The organism is Anaerosporobacter mobilis DSM 15930 (assembly GCF_900142955.1).
GTDB lineage: Bacteria > Bacillota > Clostridia > Lachnospirales > Lachnospiraceae > Anaerosporobacter > Anaerosporobacter mobilis.
In genome coordinates this window covers 73362-96191 of sequence record NZ_FRCP01000022.1, presented here as the reverse complement: position 1 = coordinate 96191, position 22830 = coordinate 73362, and the positions used below count along the sequence as shown (strand labels likewise).

21 protein-coding genes are annotated in these 22830 nt (G+C 34.5%); 16 read left to right on the top strand and 5 right to left on the bottom strand.

Annotation, left to right across the window (positions count from 1 at the left end):
* Window positions 1–63: 63 nt before the first annotated feature.
* From BUB90_RS19685 to BUB90_RS19670, 4 genes are all read left to right on the top strand, one after another.
* Window positions 64–2019: a TIM-barrel domain-containing protein gene (locus BUB90_RS19685; RefSeq protein ID WP_073290647.1), complete on the top strand. Its 1956-nt coding sequence runs from the start codon at window positions 64–66 to the stop codon at window positions 2017–2019.
* Between the two features lie 350 nt (window positions 2020–2369).
* On the top strand, window positions 2370–3239 hold the full coding sequence (locus BUB90_RS19680) for an ROK family protein (protein ID WP_073290644.1): 870 nt from the start codon (window positions 2370–2372) through the stop codon (window positions 3237–3239).
* A 117-nt stretch (window positions 3240–3356) separates the two neighbouring features.
* Complete coding sequence (gene manA, locus BUB90_RS19675) at window positions 3357–4304, top strand: mannose-6-phosphate isomerase, class I (protein ID WP_073290642.1); 948 nt, start codon at window positions 3357–3359, stop codon at window positions 4302–4304.
* 299 nt (window positions 4305–4603) lie between these two features.
* Entirely contained in the window at window positions 4604–5683 is a 1080-nt protein-coding gene (locus tag BUB90_RS19670) for a DUF4362 domain-containing protein (RefSeq protein WP_073290640.1), read from the top strand.
* A gap of 111 nt (window positions 5684–5794) precedes the next feature.
* Here BUB90_RS19670 and BUB90_RS19665 read toward each other — a convergent pair whose 3' ends face one another.
* Together BUB90_RS19665 and BUB90_RS19660 are read right to left on the bottom strand one after the other, a co-directional pair.
* Entirely contained in the window at window positions 5795–6601 is an 807-nt protein-coding gene (locus tag BUB90_RS19665; RefSeq protein WP_073290638.1) for a histidinol-phosphatase HisJ family protein, read from the bottom strand.
* 33 nt (window positions 6602–6634) lie between these two features.
* Window positions 6635–8383: an Rqc2 family fibronectin-binding protein gene (locus tag BUB90_RS19660; protein WP_073290636.1), complete on the bottom strand. Its 1749-nt coding sequence runs from the start codon at window positions 8381–8383 to the stop codon at window positions 6635–6637.
* Between the two features lie 387 nt (window positions 8384–8770).
* Here BUB90_RS19660 and BUB90_RS19655 point away from each other — a divergent pair, with 387 nt between their 5' ends.
* The 8 genes from BUB90_RS19655 to BUB90_RS19620 all read left to right on the top strand — a co-directional run bounded on the left by BUB90_RS19655 (window position 8771) and on the right by BUB90_RS19620 (window position 14692).
* Window positions 8771–9649, top strand: a complete 879-nt coding sequence (locus BUB90_RS19655) for a YicC/YloC family endoribonuclease (RefSeq protein ID WP_073290634.1) — start codon at window positions 8771–8773, stop codon at window positions 9647–9649.
* A 15-nt stretch (window positions 9650–9664) separates the two neighbouring features.
* Entirely contained in the window at window positions 9665–9937 is a 273-nt protein-coding gene (locus tag BUB90_RS19650; protein ID WP_073290632.1) for a DUF370 domain-containing protein, read from the top strand.
* Window positions 9930–10559: a guanylate kinase gene (gmk, locus tag BUB90_RS19645; protein WP_073290678.1), complete on the top strand. Its 630-nt coding sequence runs from the start codon at window positions 9930–9932 to the stop codon at window positions 10557–10559. Before BUB90_RS19650 ends, gmk begins: the two co-directional genes overlap by 8 nt.
* 4 nt (window positions 10560–10563) lie before the next feature.
* Window positions 10564–10809, top strand: coding sequence for a DNA-directed RNA polymerase subunit omega (gene rpoZ, locus BUB90_RS19640; RefSeq protein ID WP_073290630.1), 246 nt, complete (start codon window positions 10564–10566; stop codon window positions 10807–10809).
* A gap of 76 nt (window positions 10810–10885) precedes the next feature.
* Window positions 10886–11599 carry a signal peptidase I gene (lepB, locus tag BUB90_RS19635; RefSeq protein ID WP_084139388.1) on the top strand — a complete coding sequence of 238 codons (714 nt, stop codon included), beginning with the start codon at window positions 10886–10888 and terminating at the stop codon, window positions 11597–11599.
* A gap of 257 nt (window positions 11600–11856) precedes the next feature.
* Window positions 11857–13320: a putative DNA modification/repair radical SAM protein gene (locus BUB90_RS19630; protein ID WP_073290628.1), complete on the top strand. Its 1464-nt coding sequence runs from the start codon at window positions 11857–11859 to the stop codon at window positions 13318–13320.
* A 53-nt stretch (window positions 13321–13373) separates the two neighbouring features.
* A complete protein-coding gene (locus BUB90_RS19625; RefSeq protein ID WP_073290625.1) occupies window positions 13374–14141 on the top strand; it encodes a TIGR03915 family putative DNA repair protein in 768 nt (255 codons plus the stop codon).
* Window positions 14142–14317: 176 nt separating this feature from the next.
* Entirely contained in the window at window positions 14318–14692 is a 375-nt protein-coding gene (locus BUB90_RS19620; protein ID WP_073290623.1) for a hypothetical protein, read from the top strand.
* Window positions 14693–14812: 120 nt separating this feature from the next.
* Here BUB90_RS19620 and BUB90_RS19615 read toward each other — a convergent pair whose 3' ends face one another.
* Window positions 14813–15070 carry a hypothetical protein gene (locus tag BUB90_RS19615; RefSeq protein ID WP_073290621.1) on the bottom strand — a complete coding sequence of 86 codons (258 nt, stop codon included), beginning with the start codon at window positions 15068–15070 and terminating at the stop codon, window positions 14813–14815.
* A 12-nt stretch (window positions 15071–15082) separates the two neighbouring features.
* Window positions 15083–16399 (bottom strand): GNAT family N-acetyltransferase, encoded by a 1317-nt coding sequence (locus BUB90_RS19610; RefSeq protein WP_073290619.1) that lies wholly within the window; start codon window positions 16397–16399, stop codon window positions 15083–15085.
* 265 nt (window positions 16400–16664) lie between these two features.
* On the opposite strand from BUB90_RS19610, the gene BUB90_RS19605 reads away from it, so the two are divergent.
* Window positions 16665–17261, top strand: a complete 597-nt coding sequence (locus BUB90_RS19605; protein WP_073290617.1) for a superoxide dismutase — start codon at window positions 16665–16667, stop codon at window positions 17259–17261.
* Here the strand turns inward: BUB90_RS19605 and BUB90_RS19600 are convergent.
* Window positions 17253–17987: a glycerophosphodiester phosphodiesterase gene (locus BUB90_RS19600; protein ID WP_073290615.1), complete on the bottom strand. Its 735-nt coding sequence runs from the start codon at window positions 17985–17987 to the stop codon at window positions 17253–17255. The genes BUB90_RS19605 and BUB90_RS19600 overlap by 9 nt on opposite strands.
* 279 nt (window positions 17988–18266) lie before the next feature.
* On the opposite strand from BUB90_RS19600, the gene BUB90_RS19595 reads away from it, so the two are divergent.
* The 3 genes from BUB90_RS19595 to BUB90_RS19585 are packed head-to-tail and all read left to right on the top strand — an operon-like array spanning window position 18267 to window position 22826.
* Window positions 18267–19199 (top strand): AAA family ATPase, encoded by a 933-nt coding sequence (locus tag BUB90_RS19595; protein ID WP_073290613.1) that lies wholly within the window; start codon window positions 18267–18269, stop codon window positions 19197–19199.
* Window positions 19200–19225: 26 nt separating this feature from the next.
* Window positions 19226–20395, top strand: a complete 1170-nt coding sequence (locus BUB90_RS19590; protein ID WP_073290611.1) for a DUF58 domain-containing protein — start codon at window positions 19226–19228, stop codon at window positions 20393–20395.
* Between the two features lie 31 nt (window positions 20396–20426).
* Window positions 20427–22826: a transglutaminase-like domain-containing protein gene (locus tag BUB90_RS19585; protein WP_073290609.1), complete on the top strand. Its 2400-nt coding sequence runs from the start codon at window positions 20427–20429 to the stop codon at window positions 22824–22826.
* The last annotated feature ends 4 nt before the right edge of the window (window positions 22827–22830 follow it).

Below are 22830 nucleotides of genomic sequence, written 5' to 3'. Positions count from 1 at the left end.
GGTAATGAAGTATTTACACATAATTTGAGCTTGTGACATAAAACTACAAGCATAGGAAAGGACATGGTAATTCAAATGCAAAGAGCAAAGAAGATTACATTAGGTACGCCAGAAGCGATTACACCAGTTAAGTTTAGTAATGTTAATAACAATCTTATACAGGGGGACGTTACTTATGATACCTCGTTAATTCGATTTAAAGTAACAGCAAGCGGTTGCGTAATTGAGATGCCTCTTGATCCAGATGAAGAAGTGTTCGGATTTGGATTACAATTAAAGGGATTTGATCATCGTGGAACGAAAAAATACTTGCGACCTAATGCTGATCCGGTAGCGAATACTGGAGATTCTCACGCACCAGTACCGTTCTATGTAACAACGAAGGGCTATGGTGTTTATGTTGATACTGCTAGATATGCAAGTTTTTACTGTGGATTTGGAAAAAATAAGAATAGAGAGAATATCAGAAACAAAGCGGTAGCCGTTACACCGGAAGAATTATATGAGAAGAATAAAACAGATGAAATCACACAAATGGTTATAGATATACCCGCTGCAAAAGGTGTAGATCTTTATATATTCGAAGGGGATTCTATTACTGAAATTGTTGCGGGATATAATCAGTTCTCAGGTGGAGGTTGCATGCCATCGCTTTGGGGATTAGGTATGTTCTATCGCTGTTATACTCGTTATACGCAGGAAGAAATCATCAAAATGGCAGATTATTTTAGAGAAAATGATATTCCTTGCGACATGATTGGTCTTGAACCAGGGTGGCAAGAGAGTAGCTATTCTTGCTCTTATCTGTGGGATAAAGATAGAATACCAGACCCTGATTCACTCATCAAAGAACTTAGGAACAGGCACTATAACATAAATCTATGGGAACATGTTTTTGTTAACTCAACGTCGCCTATATATCGCCCTTTGAATAAATACAGTGGTGATTTTGAAGTATGGCAAGGGTTAGTGCCTGACTTTGGAACAAAAGAAGGCGTAGATATTTTTTCAGAATATCACAAAACGAATTTTATTGATAAAGGAATCCTGGGATTTAAGTTAGATGAATGCGATGGAAGTGATTACACGGGAAGTTGGTCCTATCCTAATTGTAGTGAATTTCCTTCTGGAATGAATGGAGAACAGATGCACAGTATGATTGGAAATCTGTACCAACAAACTATACTAAAAGCGTTAGGGAATAATAGAACCTTATCTGAAGTACGTTCGGCTGGGGCACTAGCAGCACCATATCCATTTGTTTTATATAGTGATTTGTATGAACATAAAGATTTTATTCGTGGGTTAGTAAATAGTGGATTTTCAGGATTACTATGGACACCAGAAGTGAGGCATGCGGACTCTAAGGAGGAGTTAATTCGAAGAGTACAGGCGGTTATATTCTCACCTCAAGCTATTATTAATGGCTGGTATATTGATAAGGCTCCTTGGATTGATATGAGAGCGACAAACGAGATAAAAGGATTGTTTGAAGTACGTATGCAACTAGTACCTTATATATATTCTGCCTTCTATCAATATTATAAGAAAGGGATTGCTCCTGTACGTGCATTAGTTAGTGATTATAGTAGTGACCAAAATACATATAAGATAGATGATGAGTATTTATTCGGAGATTCTCTATTGGTAGCACCAATTCTTGCTGGAGAAACAAAGCGTACGGTGTATCTGCCAAAAGGTAAATGGTATGATTTTTGGACAAATCAAAAATATAAGGGTGGTTATCATATAATGGAAACTGATACGATACCTGTTTTTGTTAAAGATAATTCCATATTACCACTAGCTCAGCCTGTTATGTATATGGAAGAAGGTACGCAGTTTAAGTTAGATATTAAAGTCTATGGTAGTGGTGGAACAATTATATTAATCGAAGATAATGGCATGACCTATGATACCAATTATAAAGAATATATTCTGACAGGTAATAAAGATGAGGATGAGCAAGTAATCTTAGATAGTAGCAGATATTGTATCAACTCTGTACAATATTTTTAAAGATTATATAAGAAATCCTTGTACGAGGGGAATTGTAATATGCAAGATAGTAATGCATGAATATAATATTCTATCATCGTACAAGGATTTTGTTTGTAAAAAAAGATAAAGCTAATTAAATTTAATTATTTTTTACTTGATATTAATCTAATATTTAATTAAAATAAATATGTAATGAAAACTATACCTTGGAACCAAAAAGCTTAGTAAAACAGAATTCATATGTATTGCATAGTAAAACACGGAAATTGGTTGTTTTTATGAGATTCAGCACTTAAGATATAAATAGAGATAAAAAAGAACCTTTATGCATGATAATGATTGCTTAAATAAAACTAGGAGGATTAATAATGAGAATTGGTGCGTTAGAAGCGGGTGGAACAAAGATGGTTGTTGCAATTGGAAATGAACAAGGTGAAATCCTAGATCGTTTGTCCATACCAACACAAACTACTGAGACCACGATGTCGCAATTGACGGAGTATTTTAAAGATAATTCCATTGATGCGTTAGGAATTGGTTGTTTTGGACCAATTGATTTGATTAGAGAATCCGCTACATATGGATACATTACATCAACGCCAAAACTGCCTTGGAGGAACTACAATATAGTTGGAACATTTTCAGAAGCATTGCAAGTTCCAATAGGCTTTGATACGGATGTAAACGCTTCTGCAATTGGGGAAGCAACTTGGGGAAGTGCTAAAGATGTGAAAAACAGCATTTACATAACCATTGGAACTGGAGTGGGAGTTGGTGTAATTATTGATGGTAAGCCCCATCATGGAATGTTACATCCGGAAGCAGGGCATATACTTCTGGCTAAACATCCGAAAGATACTTTCAAAGGTACATGTCCTTATCATGAGAATTGTATGGAGGGATTAGCAGCGGGGCCTGCCATCGAAGCTAGATACGGAAAAAAAGCCTATGAATTAGCAGAACAAGTAGAAGTATGGGAACTTGAAGGATATTATATCGCTCAGGCTTTGGTAAACTATATTCTTACTTTGTCACCACAGAGAATAATTCTTGGGGGGGGTGTTATGCATCAAGAACAGTTGATGCCGATTATTCATAGGGAAGTATTGCGATTGTTGAACGGCTACATTATTACGCCACAATTACAAGATATTGAAAACTATATTGTATTGCCAAAACTGAATGATAACCAAGGTATTATGGGGTGTATTAAGCTAGCACTGAATGAAATGAGATAGTCAATTGCGAAACTCTTATCCATGTTGACAACATTAAACACATTGATATGTTTGTCGACATTACAAAGAGTTTTGCAGTTGTCTAAAACAAATGGAAAATAAAGGAGTATAGATTATATGAGTAAGCAAACAAAACAAATTATTTTTTTGAAACCAGTTATGAAAGAAGTATTATGGGGAGGAACAAGATTACGAGATGATTTCCATTATGATATTCCTAGTGATCATACTGGAGAATGTTGGGCAGTTAGCGCACATGATCATGGAGACTGTGAGGTAGCAACGGGAGCTTTCAAGGGACAAACATTATCTGGTCTTTGGAAAAACCATAGAGAGATTTTTGGAAATCTTGAAGGGAATCGTTTTCCATTATTAATCAAGATCATTGATGCGAAGCAAGATTTAAGTATACAAGTTCATCCAGATGACGAATATGCGAAATTGAATGAGAATGGTTCTTTTGGTAAGACAGAATGCTGGTATATCTTAGATTGTGATAAGGATGCTTCTATCGTTGTTGGGCATAATGCAAAGAATAAGGAAGAAGTAAAACAGATGATTCTTGAAGGTCGTTGGAATGAATTCATTCGTACGATACCTATTAAGAAAGGGGATTTCTTTCAAATCAATCCAGGAACAGTACATGCAATTAAAGGTGGAACATTGATTTTAGAGACACAACAAAACAGCGATATCACCTATCGTGTATATGATTACGATCGTTTAACAGATGGTAAGCCAAGAGAATTACACATTGAGAAGAGTATTGATGTTATTGAAGCTCCTTTTGAAGCAGAATCTGCATCAAGTAAGCGTGAATTAGTTAAGAGTGATTGCATTGATAATGAGACTTTAGTTTCTTGCTCTTATTATACAGTTGAAAAACAAGATATTCATGGAACAGCGAAATTAAACCAAGACAAGAATTTTAAAATCTATAGTGTAATTGATGGTAAAGGATCAATAGATGGAATTGCTATAAAGAAAGGTGCTCATTTTATTCTTCCTCATGGATATGGAGAGTATTGCTTAGAAGGAAATATGTCATTGATTTGTTCTTATTAGAGAATCTTTATATTGGTAGCTATTATATGAATTTGTGGACTACCGTTGATTATATAAATTATATAGATAAATACATAGCCTATGGAAGTTCTTCCATAGGCTATAGTTATTTATCCTTCGCACTTGAAGATTCCTTGGAGTAGTTAACTGCTATAGTAGGCGAAAAACCACTCTCGTTTAGCTTCACACGAAATTTGAGGGTTTGTATTTAAACAATGGAACCATAATTAATATTGAATCGTCTCATTAATAAGGGAGTATTGGAAAGAATAAAAGTCATACGAAAGGAGATGTAGAGGATGATTAAGAAACTTTTTGTTCTAGCATTGATTAGTGTAGTGTCAGTAAGTGCCATGGCATGTTCTAAGGAGGTTAAAAAAGACCACTCAGCAGAAATAGAAATGACAGAGGAAGATAGTGAAAAGGCAAAACCAAACTTAAATCTAGTATACCAGCAAGACGGTAAGGAAGTAACATCTACGGCAGGCCGTGGTGGGTATAGCTATACCATTGATAATGGAGATGGAACGAAGACAAGTGAAATAGCAGATGCTTCTCATATACTGCAGTGGACAGAGGAATTAATGCCTGTTGTTGTAATGGATAAGAATAGTCAAACAGTAAAGATTATATTACAGTTTAATAAAAAAGCAACGAACTGTAAGATTATTGCTTGGGAAGAGAAGTACTTTAATAATGATACCGGCGTACAAGAAAGTGATGGGAAAGAAGTGAATATTCAATTTGGAAAAGATGGAGAGGACAGTTTTGTAGAAGTAAGTCCGGGCTACATCTATGAAGTGAAAGCAGAAGGAGAAGAGTGGAGAGCTGATTTCGGTTTTCATGTTGTGACAGCTACACAGACCTCTGCAGTAGGAGAATTCCACACAAGAAGTTTTGCAGACATACAGAATATCTTAGATAGTTATCCAGATACCCTTGATGAGTTAAACAAAAACAAAGATGTCTTCATAGTTGTACATGGTAATGTAAAGAAAGGTAAAGAATTGTGGGAATCCTTCTATCAAAAGGTACAGGATAAAGAACCTGCTGAGTTAACCATGGCACAATTAACAATTGAAGGGGATCCGATTTTATATTACTTAACTTATGATGGGGAGAAGATTTATGTAGTGGAAGATGTATCGAGAGATGCTTTCAAAGGGGATTATGCGGATTATGTGGAGTATACCTATTCCTATATCAAGGAATTTGAAGATTCGACAGAAGATTCAAAAGGGAAATACATTATACTGTTAAATGACGATTCATTAACGCTAGAGAATATACGGAATATATGGAATTCAGAGAATGATGAAGCTATGAAGGAAAATAGAGATTTGATTTATATCAATTCAGAAAAAAATAGACTTTCATAAAAAACTGATCTAGATAAGCTGTATAGCCTTATCACAAATGTAATTTTTATAGAAGGGAGTTGTTGCAAAATGATTGCTTTAGCAATCATTCTGGGACAACTCCCTTTGAGTTTACAGTGCAATAAACTGTGGCTGTCTCTTTTCGAAAATTGTATAATATTCAAAACCTAGGCTCTTGAGTAATTCTTCTGTCTCTTTGAATTTATATCCAATATGTTCAGGTTTATGGGCATCTGCACCGATGGTAATAATCTCTCCGCCAAGCTCTTTATAGCGTTTGAGGACATCAGTCTGAGGATGTGGATGTCCAAGACCGTATTTATATCCAGCGGTATTCACTTCAATACCCTTTCCCTTTTGAATGATAGTTTTAAAGATTGCATCAATTAAATCTGCATATTTCATGTAGCTATAGTTTAGGTTTTGATTTGGAGCGTAGCGTGCGACATAATCAATGTGACCATATACATCATAATCCTCAAATGTTTTTACATTGGTATAGATTGCTTCCAAATATTTTGTGATACCTTCTTCTTCTGTGATGCCTTCCCAATATATTTTTTGATATGGATCAATGTTCCCAATAAGATGAGAGGAACCAATAATAAAATCAAAGTTGTATATTTGGGTAAGAGTAGCAAATTGTTCTTTAAGATAAGGTCTCAGCCCATATTCTACACCACATAGAACCTTAATTTGTTTTGCATATTTTTCACGAAGATTTTTAACATGTTTTGTATAGATCTCTCCATTGAATACAAATCCGCCACCGAATTCAAGTGGAAAATCTAAGTCCATGTGATCAGTAAAACAGATGGTGTGAAATCCAAGTTCAATGGAACGTTCGATCATGCTAATCATTGTAGCTTCTGAATCATCTGAAAAACTTGAGTGCATGTGGTAATCTGTTAAAATCATAGGAATCCGTCCCTTCTAATCGTTGCGTAATGGTTACTTAACTTCTTCAATTCCAGTGATATCTGGTTCAATAATTAATGAGTAGTTTGTATAGTATACTACAAACCCAGGTTTTCCCCCGTTTGGCTTCTTAACATTTTTCTTCTCGGTATAGTCAATTTCTGCCTTTGAAAGCTCTCTAGCTTTTGAGTAGTAAGCGGCTAATTTACCAGCCTCTTCAAATGTGCGATCTGGAAGTTCTTCCCCGTTTGTTTTAACAATTACGTGAGAGCCTGCCATACCTTTTGCGTGGAACCACCAATCATTGCCTACTGCGAATTTGAAAGTTAATTCGTCATTTTGAAAGTTGTTTTTACCAACATACATATGAAAACCGTCTGAAGAGATATAGTGGAATGGTTTACTTGCGCTCTTTTGTTTCTTGGCATCTTTTTTAGAGACAAATTTTCTCTTCATGTACCCATATTCCATTAGTTCTTCTTTTAATTGAATTAAATCTTCTTCTTGAAGAGCAATATCAAGAGCAGCGCTAATAGATTCTAAATGCTCAAGTTCTTCTTTTGTCTCCTCAGTGAATTTTGTTAATGCTTCATACGTACGTTTCAACTTACTATATTTATCAAAATACTTCTTAGCATTCTCTATTGGTGTGATGGTTGGGTCAAGCGGTATCGTCACCTCTTCATTGGTATAATAATTAAGAGCAGTCATTTGCTTAGAACCCTCTTCAACATTGTAACCATAAGCTGTTATCAGTTCGCCATACACTTTGTATTTGTCTCGCTTGTCAGTATCTTTTAGCTGTTTCATCTGCAAATCGTATTTCTTGCGTGTACGTTCAATTGCATTGGATACAATCTTACGTAAGTCAACTGATTTTTGGCGTATCCTTGTCAAAGTATTCCTCTGTGCATAGTATTGTTCAAGCAACTCACTTATAGATTCGAATTCCTTATGTTCAGAGGAGTTGTAGGTTGTTAGTGTAGTACTTGAAAACTCAAAGGGTTCCCCGTTTTGGTAGATGACATTTGGGAAAAAGCTATTGTTTTTGATGTCTGTCATCAATCGCTCGAAGTTTTTATAGAGATGTAATCCTTCCATTTCGCTTAATGAGCTTGTTGAAGCCTCCCCATCAATAGAAGCACGGTGGCAGATTTCATTAGCAATTAGTGGACTAATACCCGTAAGTGAAGTATAAAGTGCCTTGGCAATTGGTAGCGGTTTGGTCATAACCTTTTCAAGAAAATGCTCACAATCTACCGTGAGAGGATTCCACTTATCTTGTGTTTCAGGTATGAAATAATCTCTACCAGGGAGAACTTCACGTACCGATGAAACTAATCCGGAGATATGTTTGATACTATCAATAATCATCTTCTTATCATCACAGAATATGATGTTACTGTGCTTGCCCATAATTTCGGTAATAAGATGCTTGGTACATACATCACCAAGTTCATTGAGGTGTTCAATCTCGATGTCAATGATACGTTCAAGTCCAGGCTGTGTGATGCTAAGAATCCTAGCGCTATTAAGATGTTTACGAAGTAACATACAAAAATTAGGTGCAGTAATAGGATTCGGCTTATTTTCCTGTGTCAAGTAAATAAGAGGAAGACTTGCATTTGCAGATAAGAATAATTTGTATTGGCTACGGTTGTTCTTAATTACTAATACAAGTGCATCGTTTTCAGGTTGTGATATTTTATTGATACGGCCACCAAGTAAGGTGTCGTTTAATTCTTTTATAACATTTGCAATAACAAGTCCGTCTAATGCCATAGTTAAAACTCCTTTATTATGAATTATACATAGTGTACCACATTACCTTTAAAAAACCAATATTAGTTGCTTAGATAAAGGGAAAGAGCATGCATAAATCCCACCGATCTCGGTTATAACTACTCATTCAAGTATTATGTTTCTCAAAATATCGGTCTTTTATAAATATTATGATGAAGGTATCACTTGCGAAAATAACAATAACAGCTTGACTTCTACTATATAGTAATCTATAATTAATTAAGTGTGTCTTAAGGGATAGAGCGATATCTATCCCTTAAGTTTATGGTATTAATTAAAATAGCATATAGCCATCACACGCCATAAATTAGGTAAAGAATAGAACGTGGAATGAATGTTCCATAAAGAATGAAGGACGTGAGTCTAATGTTAAGAAGTATGACAGGGTTTGGTAGATATGAATTATCAAACGAGGAGAGAAAAATCGTAGTAGAGATGAAGTCAGTTAACCATCGTTACTGTGATATCTCAATTAAGATGCCTAAGAAGTTAGGCTTTTATGAAGCGACAATTAGAAGTTTACTTAAGAAATACATCCAAAGAGGAAAAGTTGATGTATTTATATCATATGAAGACTACACAGAGAATAAAGTATGTGTAAAATACAATTCTGACATAGCAAGAGAATATGTGGAAAAATTAAGACAGATGGGTGATGAATTCCATCTTAATAATGATATTAATGTGTCTAATTTATCAAGATATCCAGAGGTTCTAACCCTAGAAGAACAGACAGTTGACGAGACAGAATTATGGAATATACTAGAAGAAGCAATTAGTCATGCTTGCGAGCATTTTATTGAATCTCGTACAAGAGAGGGTGAAAACCTAAAGAACGATTTAATCAGTAAATTAGATGCTATGCTTGGCTTGGTTGAAGCGGTGGAGAGTCGTTCACCAGAAATTGTTGCAGAATATCGAGAGAAGATTACTGCTAAAGTACAAGACCTGTTAGGTGATACAAAACTTGATGAAAGTATATTAGCTACAGAAATTACATTATTTGCAGATAAGATTTGTGTAGATGAAGAGACAGTAAGACTTAGGAGTCATATTAATAACATGAAAGCATCTCTCGATGAAGAAAATGGAATTGGTAGAAAGCTAGACTTCATTGCACAAGAGATGAACCGTGAAGCAAATACGATTCTTTCCAAAGCGAATGATTTGGATATAACAAATATTGCAATTGATTTAAAGACGGAAATCGAAAAAGTTAGAGAACAGATACAGAATATTGAATAGAAATGGGGAATCTGTTTGAATGGTTTAGTTAATATCGGTTTTGGCAATATTATTAACAGTAGGAAAATAGTTGCAATCATTAGTCCTGAGGCAGCACCAGTGAAACGTATGGTTCAGACAGCAAAGGATAATGGAACAGCAGTTGATGCGACTTGTGGAAGAAAGACAAGAGCCGTCATCGTAACTGATAACGACCATCTTGTATTATCTGCCTTACTACCAGAAACGATTGCAAACCGTGTAAATAGTAAAGATGAAATGGATCAAAAGGGTGATGATGATGAGTAAACAGGGGATACTAACGGTTGTTTCTGGTTTTTCTGGTGCGGGTAAGGGTACCTTAATGAAAGCATTGTTAAACAGATACGATTATGGTTTATCCATATCAGCTACTACAAGAGTACCACGTGTGGGGGAAGAAGACGGCCTTGAATATTTCTTTTTGACAAGAGAACGTTTTGAGAGTATGATAGAGCAGGGTGAATTAATAGAGTGGGCTGAGTATGTCGGAAACTATTATGGAACACCCAAGAAATATGTTGAGGAACAATTAGCAGCAGGAAAAGATGTAATCTTAGAAATCGAAGTACAAGGAGCATTTCATATAAGAGAACAATTCCCTGATGCCTTATTGCTATTCATAACTCCACCGAATGCAATAGAACTTAGAAATCGTCTTGTACATCGCGGTACGGAGAGTATGGATAAGATTGAAAAGCGATTAAATCGAGCATCTGAAGAAGCAGTGTTTATGAAGCAATATGATTATATCGTTGTGAATGATGATTTAGATGAGTGTGTTGAGCATCTGAATGAAATCATCAAAAGTGAACATAGTAGAACTTTGAGAAATGATTCTTTTATTGAAAAAATGAGTAATGAATTAAATGTATTTAAGAAAGGAGATTAATAAAATGTTGCATCCATCATATACAGACTTAATGAACGTAGTAAATAGCGAGGTTGAACCAGGAGAAGATCCAGTAGTTAATAGCAGATATTCTATCGTATTAGCAACTTCTAAGAGAGCAAGACAAATTATTAGTGGAAGTAAGCCATTCGTTTCTTGTAACTGTCCAAAGCCACTTTCTATCGCTGTAGAAGAATTAAATAAGTCTAAAGTAAAAATCGTAGGTGATGAAGATACACTAGTTGATTAATTGATATTCTTATTGGAGGGGTTGGAAACGTCAGTCTTTGCAAAAAATAAGTGTCATAGAGAAAGAGGGAAACAGGATGAGTCAAGAAAGAAATTACTCGAATGATGACTTCGAAGATAAACAAAGCACTGTTGACGTTGACACATATGAGAACGATTCTGTATCAGCTTTGCAGGAAAGGACTTTTTCCGAGGAAGTATTAACAGACGAAGTTGAACAGCAGGGGAATCATTTAGACGATAATCAGAATTCTAAGAAAGAAAAACGTACAAGTTTTATTAAAGAATTACTTGTATATGTCGTAATATTCTTTATTGGATTATATATTATCCCAAATTATGTGTTACAAAGAACAGTTGTTGATGGCGATTCGATGCAGAATACATTACACAATGAAGAAAGCTTACTGATTGACAAGATTAGTTATGTTGTTGGTGACCCAAAACGATTTGATATTGTAGTATTCTATCCTTATGGAAAAGATGTGGATGAGTATTATGTTAAGAGAGTAATCGGTTTACCTGGTGAAACAATACAGATTATTGGTTCAGATATCTATATTAATGGAGAGATTCTTAAAGAGAACTATGGTAAAGATCCAATAAGTTCTGCGGGAATCGCGAAAAACCCAATTACGTTAGCTGAGGATGAATACTTCTTACTAGGAGATAATCGTGAGATAAGTTTTGATAGTCGTTACAAAGAAGTAGGACCTGTGCATCGTGATTATATTGAAGGTAAAGCGTTTCTTAGAATTTGGCCATTAAATAAATTTGGATTTGTTGATTAATAAAGTGTAAATGAATATCCATTTGAATATGCTAGATTCGAGTTGATTAGGCTCTTTTCCTAGTTGAGATATAAATAATCTTAACTAGGAAAAGAGCTTTTTTGGCATTAAAAGCAGAGTGTTTTATCTTATTATACCAATAATTTAACTTGAATAATTCGAACGTATGTGCTATAATTAATTACAACAAAATAGAACGTATGTTTGATTAACCATTTGACGTAATTCTATAATAAAACTAATTGGAGGCATTAGAGATGCACATTCAAGAAAATTTAACCATACAACAGAAATTGGAGATCTTATCAGATGCAGCTAAGTATGATGTTGCATGTACTTCTAGCGGCGTTGATCGCCAAGGTGATGGTAAAAGTATGGGGAATTCTGTTGCAAGTGGTATATGTCATACGTTTTCGGCAGATGGTAGATGTATCTCTTTGCTAAAAATCTTGTATACGAATGAATGTATCTTTGATTGCAAATACTGTATTAATCGTTCTTCTAATGATGTAAAAAGAACTTCTTTTACACCAGAGGAAGTTTGCTCCTTAACGATGGAATTTTATAGAAGAAATTATATTGAAGGATTATTTTTAAGTTCTGGAATACTGAGAAATCCCAATTATACAATGGATTTGATATATCAAACGTTATATCAATTACGAATGATACATCAGTTTAATGGGTATATACATGTTAAGGCAATACCAGGGACGGATCCAGAGTTAGTGGATAAAATTGGTTGGTTGGCTGATCGTATGAGTGTTAATCTTGAACTACCAACCGCAGATGGGCTTAAGATGCTAGCACCCAATAAAAATCGTACGAATATATTGCGTCCTATGAAGCAGATTCAGAATGGAATATACAGTAATAGACAGCAATTAGGTTTAAAGGATAAACAAGTATTATTACCAAGTAAAGAAATTGCAGTAAGTAATCAACAAACGGGAATGGTAGCAACAGGGTTAACGAATCAAGATATTAGCTCTATTCACAAAGAGAATGCATTGAGAGTTAAGAGGCTTTCGGCCGTTAATATGAAGAAAGGTGATCGTGTGTATGTTCCTGCAGGGCAGAGTACGCAGATGATAATTGGAGCAACACCAGAGAATGATTTTGAATTAGTTTCTGTTGCGGAAGCATTATATCGAAACTTTAATTTAAAACGAGTCTTTTATTCTGCATTTATCAAAGTGAATGAGGATAGTATGTTACCAACAATAGCTGGTGGTCCACCATTACTTAGAGAGCATCGACTATATCAGGCAGATTGGCTTATGAGATATTATGGCTTTAGTTCTGGGGAGCTATTGAGTGAGAAACAACCGAATTTTAATGTTTTACTAGATCCCAAATGTGATTGGGCACTTAGGAATTTGCACCTATTCCCTGTGGAAATTAATAAGGCCGATTACTATACTTTATTGCGTGTTCCGGGTATTGGAGTTAAGTCTGTCTCGCGAATTATGGAAGCTAGAAAACATGCGAGGCTAGATTTTGCTGATTTGAAAAAAATAGGTGTTGTTTTGAAAAGGGCAATGTATTTCATTACCTGTAGCGGAAAAACGATGTATGCTATGAAGTTCAATGAGAATTTTATTACGAACCAACTTACATCATTAGAAGACAAGATAATTCTAGGTTTAGAAGATAATACCACATACCAGCAATTATCTTTATTTGATGTGAAGAATTTCAACATGGGAATAAAAGCGTAACCTTTGATTTCAAGGAACAATGGAGGAACGTTATATAGGAAAGAGGTGCTAACTTGGAGCAGTACATTTTTCAATGTGAAGATAGTCTAGATGGGATTTTTACTGCAATCTACAATGCTTGGGATAGCGGTTATGGACATAAGAATATTCAAATTCAATTTATTGACCAAATGATGAATTATCAATTGTTTTCGAAATATATCCCAGTTGTTACAGATTATGAGAAGTCGGAAAAGGTTGTACGAACGATTAAGAAAAAGATATCAGTAGAAGCTTATGAAACAATATGTCGTGCAGCTATGACAGATAGGCAAGACAAAGCTGATGCAATTTATCGATTTGTTATACTTGGAATTCATTATGGTTCTTCTATTATAACAAATTATAGTAATCCTGTTGTACAAACGATCTTTGAGATGAACCGAGCAGTTGGAAATGAAGTTCATCATTATACTGGATTTTTAAGATTTTCAGAATTAAAGAATCATGTATTATATGGAAAGATAAATCCGAAAAATAATGTCATTACTTTATTAGCACCACATTTTGCAGATCGACTGCCTGTTGAGAATTGGATTATCCATGATGAAGTACGACAATTAGCTATAGTACATCAAATCGGTGAAGGCTGGGTTCAAGTAGATACATCTGAAGTTGACTTTTCTGAACTTGGGAAAATCAATAACGAAGAGGAAAGCTTAGAACAATTATGGAAATCTTTTGTTGAATCAATCGCAATTTTAGAACGGACAAATTATAAATTACAACGACAAAACTTACCGATTCGATTTCGTAGAAATATGACAGAGTTTACGAATTAATTAAATGAAAAAAAAGTAAAAGACTTCAATAAATTTTTAATTTAAAGAAGAGTCTTTTGTTATATATGAATATTTTTATGTAAGAGTGGAATACTAACTACGTAATATGTAATAGCTCTATAAGGTTTAAAGTAGCAGAGTAATTACAAGTAATAGTATACTAGGAGGAATATTCCATGAAAAAGAAAATGTACGTATTAATTGCAGTGTTCTGTTTATCTATGTTTGCAATGACTGCATGCACAAGAGATGATAAGGTAAATAAGAATAATGGTACTACAACAAACGATGGAACAACAAACAACGGAACAACAAACAATGGAACAACAAATGGAACAACAAACAACGGAACAACAAACAACGGAACAACAAACAACGGAGCAACAAACAACGGAACAACAACAAATGGTAACACAGTGGGTGAAGACATTAAAGAAGGCGTTGATGATGTAATCGATGGTGTAGAGAATGGCGTGAATGATGTTACTGGTAACAACACAAATAACAACACGAACAATACTAACACAACAACTCCAGGTAATAAGAAATAGTTTATAAAACTATGATAATAAAAAGCTTATACTCTAATATAGATAATTAATATCTATATATAAAGTATAAGCTTTTTATTAGTAATTGGTTTGAGTGTCAAAAGTTATATCAACTACTACTTAAGCGTCAAAATCTATAAAATAACTTTGACCTCTACTAGTAATAGATAGAGTAGCAAGATTGAAATTGTCTGTCATAACGTCAATCTTATATTCAAAAACATCATCTTCATGGTTTTTAGATAGATATAAATAAGAACCATTATCTTTATCTTCAATGAAATCTGAAATTTCTGTATAGATGGAACAACCATCAACTTTCTTTGGATAACCAGATTCTTTTATTTTTTCTTCAATTGCTGCATAAAATTCTTCCATTAATTAAACCTCCTAATTATCGTTATCAAGGTAACGATAGCGTTTCTTATAAACTGCGGTATCTATTCCATCTTCGTACTTATTGAGAACTTTATAAACGGCTTCTTTTCTTCTAGAAGCTTCTTCTTTTTCTAGTTGCTTATCATAAGCGTCTTTTGTTATAACATATAGATAGCAATGGCGACAGTTGTCTATTATTTCTTTTTCTTTTAACATACCTAATTTAGTAGCAATATTTATAGAACGTGCATTTAACTTGTCAATAGAAGCAACAATTCTTTGGATGCCTAGATATTCAAAAGCGTATGATAAAACGGCCTTAGTACATTCTAAGGCATATCCCATTCCCCAATGGTCTCCATCCAATAGATAGCCTAATTCGATTTCCAGCCGATTATCAATGGTACGATTTTGGATTCCACATCGTCCGATTAATTGGTTGGAATCTTTTTTAAAGACACCCCATAGACCATAGCCAAAGAATGAATATACATTGTTTATATATGCCTCATGTTTATCAATTTCATTTTGTAGATAATCATCAATATCATCTATATATTCTCGTACTTTAGGATCTTGATAGATCTTATACATCGTTTTAATATCATCCACGGTAAGTTCACGAATTACAAGACGTTTGGTTTTTGTGATCTCTACTGGTAGTCCATAAGCTCGTCTATATTCACTCTCTATAAAATGATAATTAACATCTTGAAAGCTTTCGATTAATACACAGGCATGACTTAAATCTTGATTTCCGGAATTGGGATTAAGAAAACCAATCGTTTTTATCCCTGCTCCTTCTGCGGCAATTGTACCATTCATAGAATCTTCAATTACCATAGCTTGTGAAGCTGATATCCCGAGTTCTTTTAGTGCAAGAGTAAAGATTTCTGGATCAGGTTTTGAATGTTCTACAAAATCTCCACTTATAATTTTATCAAAATATTTATAGATTCCAAGTGTTTTTGTAACATGCAAGATATCTGCTTCAGGTGAAGAAGATGCTACGGCCATCTTAATACCGTTGCGATATAGATTCTGAATAAGTGTTTTGACAAACGGAATAGGTGGATATCCTTCTTCTTTAATCATCTTTCTTTTCATAACTTTATTTGCAAGTATTAATTCGTTAACCGTTGTATCCAGCTTATAATCATCGATGATTTGCCTCATCGTATCAGTATTCGATAAACCAATGAATTGGGAACAATAGTCTAATGTTAATTCTACTCCAAAATCTTTTAATGCATTAATTAAGGCTTGTAAGTTGAGTGGTTCAGAATCAACAAGTACACCATCCATATCAAAAATAACTGCTTTTAGCATAGAACCCCCTCCTAAGATATAAAATCAGTATTAAGTTTATCACCTTTTTCTGGTTCTGTACAGTGTGTTTATTTGGGGTAAATCAAATGCCACTTAGAGCACTTGATTTTCTTTCTATAGGTATATTGTCGGAACTTCGCCCCTTCGCATAACAAGCTCAACAAGATCTACGTTCTAATTATGGATAATGGTTGCATATATTAATAAGAATACGATAATACCAGTATAATTCTGTAATTAATGAAGGTTAGGAGAGGAAAGCTATATGTTAAAAGCTGAGGAGTTTTCTTTTAATGAAAACATTACTGTGGTAGATAATGCACAATTTCAAGCGCATTATTCACTATACGAAGGATATATTAAAAAATATAATGAGATCGATGCGATATTTAAGGCAGGGGACGATCAACCAGGTGAAGCGAACTCTACATATAGTAAGTTTCGTGGATTAAAAAGAGGAGAGAGCTATTCTCTTAATGCAATTATACTCCATGAATTATATTTTAGTAATATTGGCGGTAAAGAGAATGTGGTTCCTGATAGCGTGCTTAAACTAATTGAGAGAGATTTTGGCACTTTTGAAAACTGGGAATTGGATTTTATAGCTACAGCAAAGGCAAGCCGTGGGTGGACAATACTTGCCTTTGAACAAAGGACTCAGAGATTTATGAACATGAGTTTAGATACACATGATATGGGAGGAATTGTTTTAGGTTTCCCACTCATAGTGCTTGATGTTTATGAACACGCATATTTTATGCAGTATGGAACCGATAAGGTTTCCTATATTAATAATTTTTTGTATAATGTAAATTGGTTGACAGTGAAAGATCGGGCTGAATTATTTTATAATCTATCTTGAGGGTAAAATATGCTGCTTCTTGCCCTTTGTCCGAGTATATCTCTGCGGAAAATCAGTTACAATAGCTGTAACACGTTGCTTTCTTAACTTATGGAATGTTCGGTCGCGATTCACGGTCCAAACGATGAGATCGTAGTTATATTTTCTACATAAGTAGATTAAGAAACGTGTTACTAGATAATAATGCGCGGCTATAAAATCAGCATTAGTATTCTTTAATCGTCTAATTGGATATAGTTCTTGTAGACGTTGTGGAAGAGATGCACCCTCAAGTCCTATTAACAGACCTGTCCGAATATTTGAGTCTATGCGCTTCACTTCTTTTATTATGTTATCCGAAAAACTAATCATAATGAATTCGTCATAATTGAAGTAAGCAGTAACCAGGTCAACTACCTCTTTTTCATAACCGGATTCTTTGAATTCAATATCTAGATGAACCTTACCTTGACATAGTTTTAGGACATCCTCTAAGAGAGGAATCTCTAATCCCTTCTTGTTTGCGATTGTAGTAAGCCTGTGATAGGTTAAATTACGGATCTTTTTGCCACCGATAGTTGGATTATGATAGATTATTAATTTCTTGTCCTTTGTCTGACGTATATCAAACTCTACCATTTGTAGTTTTAAGTCTATCGCTATCTGAAATGCTTCTACTGTGTTTTCATATTTTGCAAGGCTTTTAGCCCCTCTATGTGCAATAATAAGTGGTTTTCTTCTTTTCATATTTTTGTCCCCATTGCATAATTATTAATGTTATTATTTTATACCAAACTAACGAAAATTGGAAGTATTTACTGGCGATTTTTATATGGATATATATTATAAAAGATGATATTATTGGAATATAAAGGAAGATAAAAGGTGTTAAGACTATATATAGGAGTTATGAAGTTGGAATACTCTTTGTAGTAGGTAACTTTAAGACATAGTTATATTGTTGAAACGGAAGAGAGTTATATAAATTACCAAAATGGTATAAAAGAGAGGAGTAGGTATAGAATTATGGAGGAATTTGATAAAGTATCTAGGATTATTACGAATATGGAACAAGTAATTATTGGTAAAAAAGACAAAATCGAAATGGTAGTTATTGCGCTCTTGGCGAAAGGGCATATTTTGCTAGAAGACGTTCCTGGGGTAGGAAAAACAACACTAGCAAGTGCTTTGGCGAAATCAATATCATGTGGATTTTCAAGAATAACATTTACACCAGATACATTACCAAGTGATGTTACTGGGATCTCCGTGTATAACATGACGACAGGACAATTTGATTTCATGAAAGGCGCAGTCATGAACCATATTATTCTTGCTGATGAGATTAATCGTACTTCTCCAAAAACACAAGCAAGTTTATTAGAGGCAATGGAAGAAAAGCAGGTTACAGTAGATGGTAAAACAACGGTGTTACCAGATCCTTTTATGGTTATAGCAACACAAAATCCAATTGATTACTTGGGTACATATAATTTGCCAGAAGCGCAGCTAGACCGATTTTTAATCAAGTTGTCGATCGGATACCCATCAAACGAAGATGAACTATTACTTGCTCAAAAGTTTATATCTGGGACAAGTATCAAATCAATCTCTTCGGTGGTGAATGAAGAAGATATCCTTACAATGCAAAATGAAGTGGATCAGGTTTTAATTAAAGAGCAACTATTAGCATACATTGTTAATCTGGTAGACGAGACGAGAAAGAATGCCAATATAGTATTGGGCGCAAGTCCTAGAGCAATGTTAGCTTTGATTCGTGCAGCTAGAGCAAAGGCGTATATTAGTGGAAGAGATTACGTCATACCGGATGATATATTAACGATGATTGAACCAGTATTAGCACATAGAATTGTGGTAATTCCTGAAGCACAACTTAATAAAATGGATGCCAAGAAGGTGCTGAAATCAATCGTTTCAGTATTACGAATACCATATTAATTAATGTGAAAGGGGTCGCCATATACATGAAGATATATAGATATATCCTGCTAGCATTCTTAATTATAACAACTATTTTTGTAAGTAATCATGGTGGCAATGTATCCTATGCACTCTTTTATTTAGCTATCATACTACCAATCATTGCATTCATATATACATTATATGTGTATCAAAGTTTCCGAATCTATCAATCGATTGATCGTAAGACAATTGTTAAGGGAGAGTTGGTACCATATCGCTATGCTGTATCGAATGAGCAGTTTCTTACATATAGGAGTATCCAAGTGAAATTTTTTGATAATAAGTCACAGGTAGTTGGGGCGAATGCAACCACAGAATACACCTTGTTACCTGGTGAACGTATTGAGAAAGTGACAAACCTACGATGCAACTATAGAGGGGAATATGAAGTGGGTGTGAATTTCGTAGTGATAACAGATTTTCTAAGAATATTAGCAATCACTTATCCACTACAATCAAAGTATAAGGTAACCGTATTACCCCGGGTACTAAGTTTATCGAGGCTTAGAATTTTACCGATTGAGCAGGATTCAAAGAGGACAGTAACGAACAAGAATTCAAAGGAAGTTGAGATGGATACAGAGCTTCGTAACTATGCATATGGTGATAGCCTAAGGAGAATCCATTGGAAGGCAAGTGCGAAGCAACAATCTTTGCTGACTCGTAAAATGACTCAAAATCCTAGACAAGAGATGAATTTGTATCTAGATCTTTATAAATTAAATGAAAAAGAGATGGATAAGATTATTATCGAAGATAAGATGATTGAGGCGGAGCTTTCTATCGTTAAGTATAGTCAGAAGAATGGTATTCCTATGAATGTATACTTTGAACAAGACGGTATGAATAAAATGCGAATTCAAAGTCCAACGGATTTCGAAAAGCTATACAAAGAGAGTGCAACTCTTAAATTTAATCAAAAGGTTCCAATTCATGAATTGTTAGCGAATAGTATATTAAATATGGGAGTTTGTATAATGCTTGTTCACAGACTTGAAGATGCATTGTGTATCCAGTTGCAAAGTTTAATGAAAAAGGGAACAGAAGTGGTATTACTTTATTTTACTTCAGAGATAGGCGATAAAGAAAAGATAAAGATTGAGACACTCCGTTCTTTGGGGATATGTGTAAGAGAGATTTTACGTGAAGATGAACTTACGGATATTCTCTAGAATTAGGCCTAATATTGGGGGAGGAAGTGTCATGAAGATATCGAATCAAGTAAAACAACGTATCTACCATATAATCTCAATCACATTGCTTGCTACAATACTGACATCCATTGTGAATGTCCTATATGATTTCAGGGTGAGTGGATTACTGATATCAATGATTGCAGTAATAAGCATGGTAGTACTCTATCTAGTACATCACCATAGTAGAATATTTCTAGTGTTATTATTTAGCATAGTAGTAGTTATAGGTACATTTTTGTACCTAAAGAAAATTCCGTTTTTCTTACATATTCAAAATTTATGGAACTTTGTAGTAAATTATATGAATGGGACAGAGGAACTTCATCGTAATTATGGAATCATACTGATCATACTTATTCAGGGCGTTGATTGTTTAATAGCAACGCTATTATGTAAACAGAATATGGTTAAGTATTGTAGTTTTGCTGGAACATTCGTTGCAATTATTGTTATAAGTCTAATTGGTTTTCCATGTACGCGTATGTTGGTGGCATATGTGGTTTTAGTAAATCTGATACTATTAGTAGAGATTGGTTGTAACCAGATGGAGGCAACGAAAGAGAAGAAGCAAGTGGCAACTTTGCATTTGTTACCAATCTGTTTTACAATCACAATCTGTATATTCCTACTACCGATGAGAGAAGATCCGATTAGGTGGACTGGTATTCGCAAGGCAATCTCAATGATTAAGGAAAAGGGAGAGATTGTTAGTGAACAGATTAGATTGTATTTTGCGGGCAAAGATGGTTCGTATGAGATGGCGTTCGCAGGCTTTTCTGATGGCGACTCTGATCTTGGCGGTGAGATAGGTAGTGACGAGGGGGTAGCGTTAAAGCTGAAAACTTCTACAACGGAGTATCCAGGGTACTTGATTGGTAATGTTAAGAATATATACAATGGAAGCAGCTGGACAACTAAGACAACGAAGATAACGGATGAATCATCGGAGTATATCAATGACTTGTATGAATTAGCGCTTGCACTATCGAGGTATCAGGCGAATGAAATCGATACTAAGAACTTAATAAAGTATGAGAATTATGAAATTGTCTATGAAGATATTCGTACGATTACTAAATTTTATCCTCTAAAGACTTCTCGTTTCGTAGAATCTTCGGGGAATAAGGAAAAGACAGATCATTATGCGAATCTTCGTTTTAAGAAGTTAAAAGGAGAGGGAACAAATTACCTGACATATTATTATATGTTAAATATGGATAGTGAATTTTTAAAAAATATGCTTAGAGATTCTGATACATTTACATACGATAGTTATGCCTCTAGATTTGATCTAGAAGCGTTACAAAGTTTTAGGGGAGATTTCTTTAAGCAAGGAATTAAGTGGGATACATTCAATTCTGCATATATTGAGGTACTTAAAAATCGTAGAGATAGAATCTATAAGGATTATATCTCGTTACCAGAGGCATTACCAGACAGAGTCTATCAATTAGCACAGGAAATCACACAGGGGCTTACCACGAATTATGATAAGATGAAGGCAATTGAGCGTTACCTGAACTCACTGACTTATACCACTAAGACGATTGAACCAGAAAAGGGCCAAGATTTTGTTGATAGCTTTTTGTTCGATCAAAAAGAAGGATATTGTACTTACTTTGCAAGTGCAATGGCAGTTATGGGAAGGTGTCTAGGTATACCTACGCGTTACGTGGAAGGCTTCTATGTTGACTATGAAGATAAGGAAGACTCTTATTATTCAGTTAAGAATGCAGATGCCCATGCCTGGGTAGAAGTATACTTTGATGGAATTGGTTGGATTCCGTTCGAACCAACTCCTGGATATGTAGAGAAATTCTATAAAGAATGGAAACCAATTAGTATAGAAGAAAGTAATAGTTATCAATCATCAAATCCATATATGGGACAGAATCAACAGCCACCAGAGATTCCTGGGCAAGAATATGATGAAGTTGAGGTAGTGAAGACAGATACAAGGATTAATACTGATGTAATATTCATTATTACTGGTATTCTTGGTATAATAATGCTACTCTTCTTTATTTACTTTCTAGGAATTAGTCGTAAGATGCGTCGCTTATACAAAGAGGCTAATAATGCTACGAAAGCAGTTGTAATCTACCGCAAAATTATGTATCATTTAGAAAAGATAGGATTATCATATACGAACACAGAGACCTTACAAGTGTATACAACTAGAATGGATCAAATTATATCAATAACTCCACATTCTTTGAAGAAGGTAAATGATTTGTATATGGCTATCCGTTACGGTGATTATGCAATCACAGATGAGGAATTGGCTATAATTCTTGCATATGAACAGGAATTTTATGAATATTTGAAGATTACCTATGGGAGAATGAAGGTAAGACGTCATCGATGGGAACTAGGTATTACGTATAAGAAATTATACAACTGGTAGTTTG

Excerpts from the sequence above, each read along its gene's own strand:
- BUB90_RS19685 (WP_073290647.1), top strand. The coding sequence starts at position 64 with ATGGTAATTCAAATGCAAAGAGCAAAGAAGATTACATTAGGTACGCCA.
- BUB90_RS19680 (WP_073290644.1), top strand. The coding sequence starts at position 2,370 with ATGAGAATTGGTGCGTTAGAAGCGGGTGGAACAAAGATGGTTGTTGCA.
- manA (WP_073290642.1), top strand. The coding sequence starts at position 3,357 with ATGAGTAAGCAAACAAAACAAATTATTTTTTTGAAACCAGTTATGAAA.
- BUB90_RS19670 (WP_073290640.1), top strand. The coding sequence starts at position 4,604 with ATGATTAAGAAACTTTTTGTTCTAGCATTGATTAGTGTAGTGTCAGTA.
- BUB90_RS19665 (WP_073290638.1), bottom strand. The coding sequence starts at position 6,601 with ATGATTTTAACAGATTACCACATGCACTCAAGTTTTTCAGATGATTCA.
- BUB90_RS19660 (WP_073290636.1), bottom strand. The coding sequence starts at position 8,383 with ATGGCATTAGACGGACTTGTTATTGCAAATGTTATAAAAGAATTAAAC.
- BUB90_RS19655 (WP_073290634.1), top strand. The coding sequence starts at position 8,771 with ATGTTAAGAAGTATGACAGGGTTTGGTAGATATGAATTATCAAACGAG.
- gmk (WP_073290678.1), top strand. The coding sequence starts at position 9,930 with ATGAGTAAACAGGGGATACTAACGGTTGTTTCTGGTTTTTCTGGTGCG.
- rpoZ (WP_073290630.1), top strand. The coding sequence starts at position 10,564 with ATGTTGCATCCATCATATACAGACTTAATGAACGTAGTAAATAGCGAG.
- lepB (WP_084139388.1), top strand. The coding sequence starts at position 10,886 with ATGAGTCAAGAAAGAAATTACTCGAATGATGACTTCGAAGATAAACAA.
- BUB90_RS19630 (WP_073290628.1), top strand. The coding sequence starts at position 11,857 with ATGCACATTCAAGAAAATTTAACCATACAACAGAAATTGGAGATCTTA.
- BUB90_RS19620 (WP_073290623.1), top strand. The coding sequence starts at position 14,318 with ATGAAAAAGAAAATGTACGTATTAATTGCAGTGTTCTGTTTATCTATG.
- BUB90_RS19615 (WP_073290621.1), bottom strand. The coding sequence starts at position 15,070 with ATGGAAGAATTTTATGCAGCAATTGAAGAAAAAATAAAAGAATCTGGT.
- BUB90_RS19610 (WP_073290619.1), bottom strand. The coding sequence starts at position 16,399 with ATGCTAAAAGCAGTTATTTTTGATATGGATGGTGTACTTGTTGATTCT.
- BUB90_RS19605 (WP_073290617.1), top strand. The coding sequence starts at position 16,665 with ATGTTAAAAGCTGAGGAGTTTTCTTTTAATGAAAACATTACTGTGGTA.
- BUB90_RS19600 (WP_073290615.1), bottom strand. The coding sequence starts at position 17,987 with ATGAAAAGAAGAAAACCACTTATTATTGCACATAGAGGGGCTAAAAGC.
- BUB90_RS19595 (WP_073290613.1), top strand. The coding sequence starts at position 18,267 with ATGGAGGAATTTGATAAAGTATCTAGGATTATTACGAATATGGAACAA.
- BUB90_RS19590 (WP_073290611.1), top strand. The coding sequence starts at position 19,226 with ATGAAGATATATAGATATATCCTGCTAGCATTCTTAATTATAACAACT.
- BUB90_RS19585 (WP_073290609.1), top strand. The coding sequence starts at position 20,427 with ATGAAGATATCGAATCAAGTAAAACAACGTATCTACCATATAATCTCA.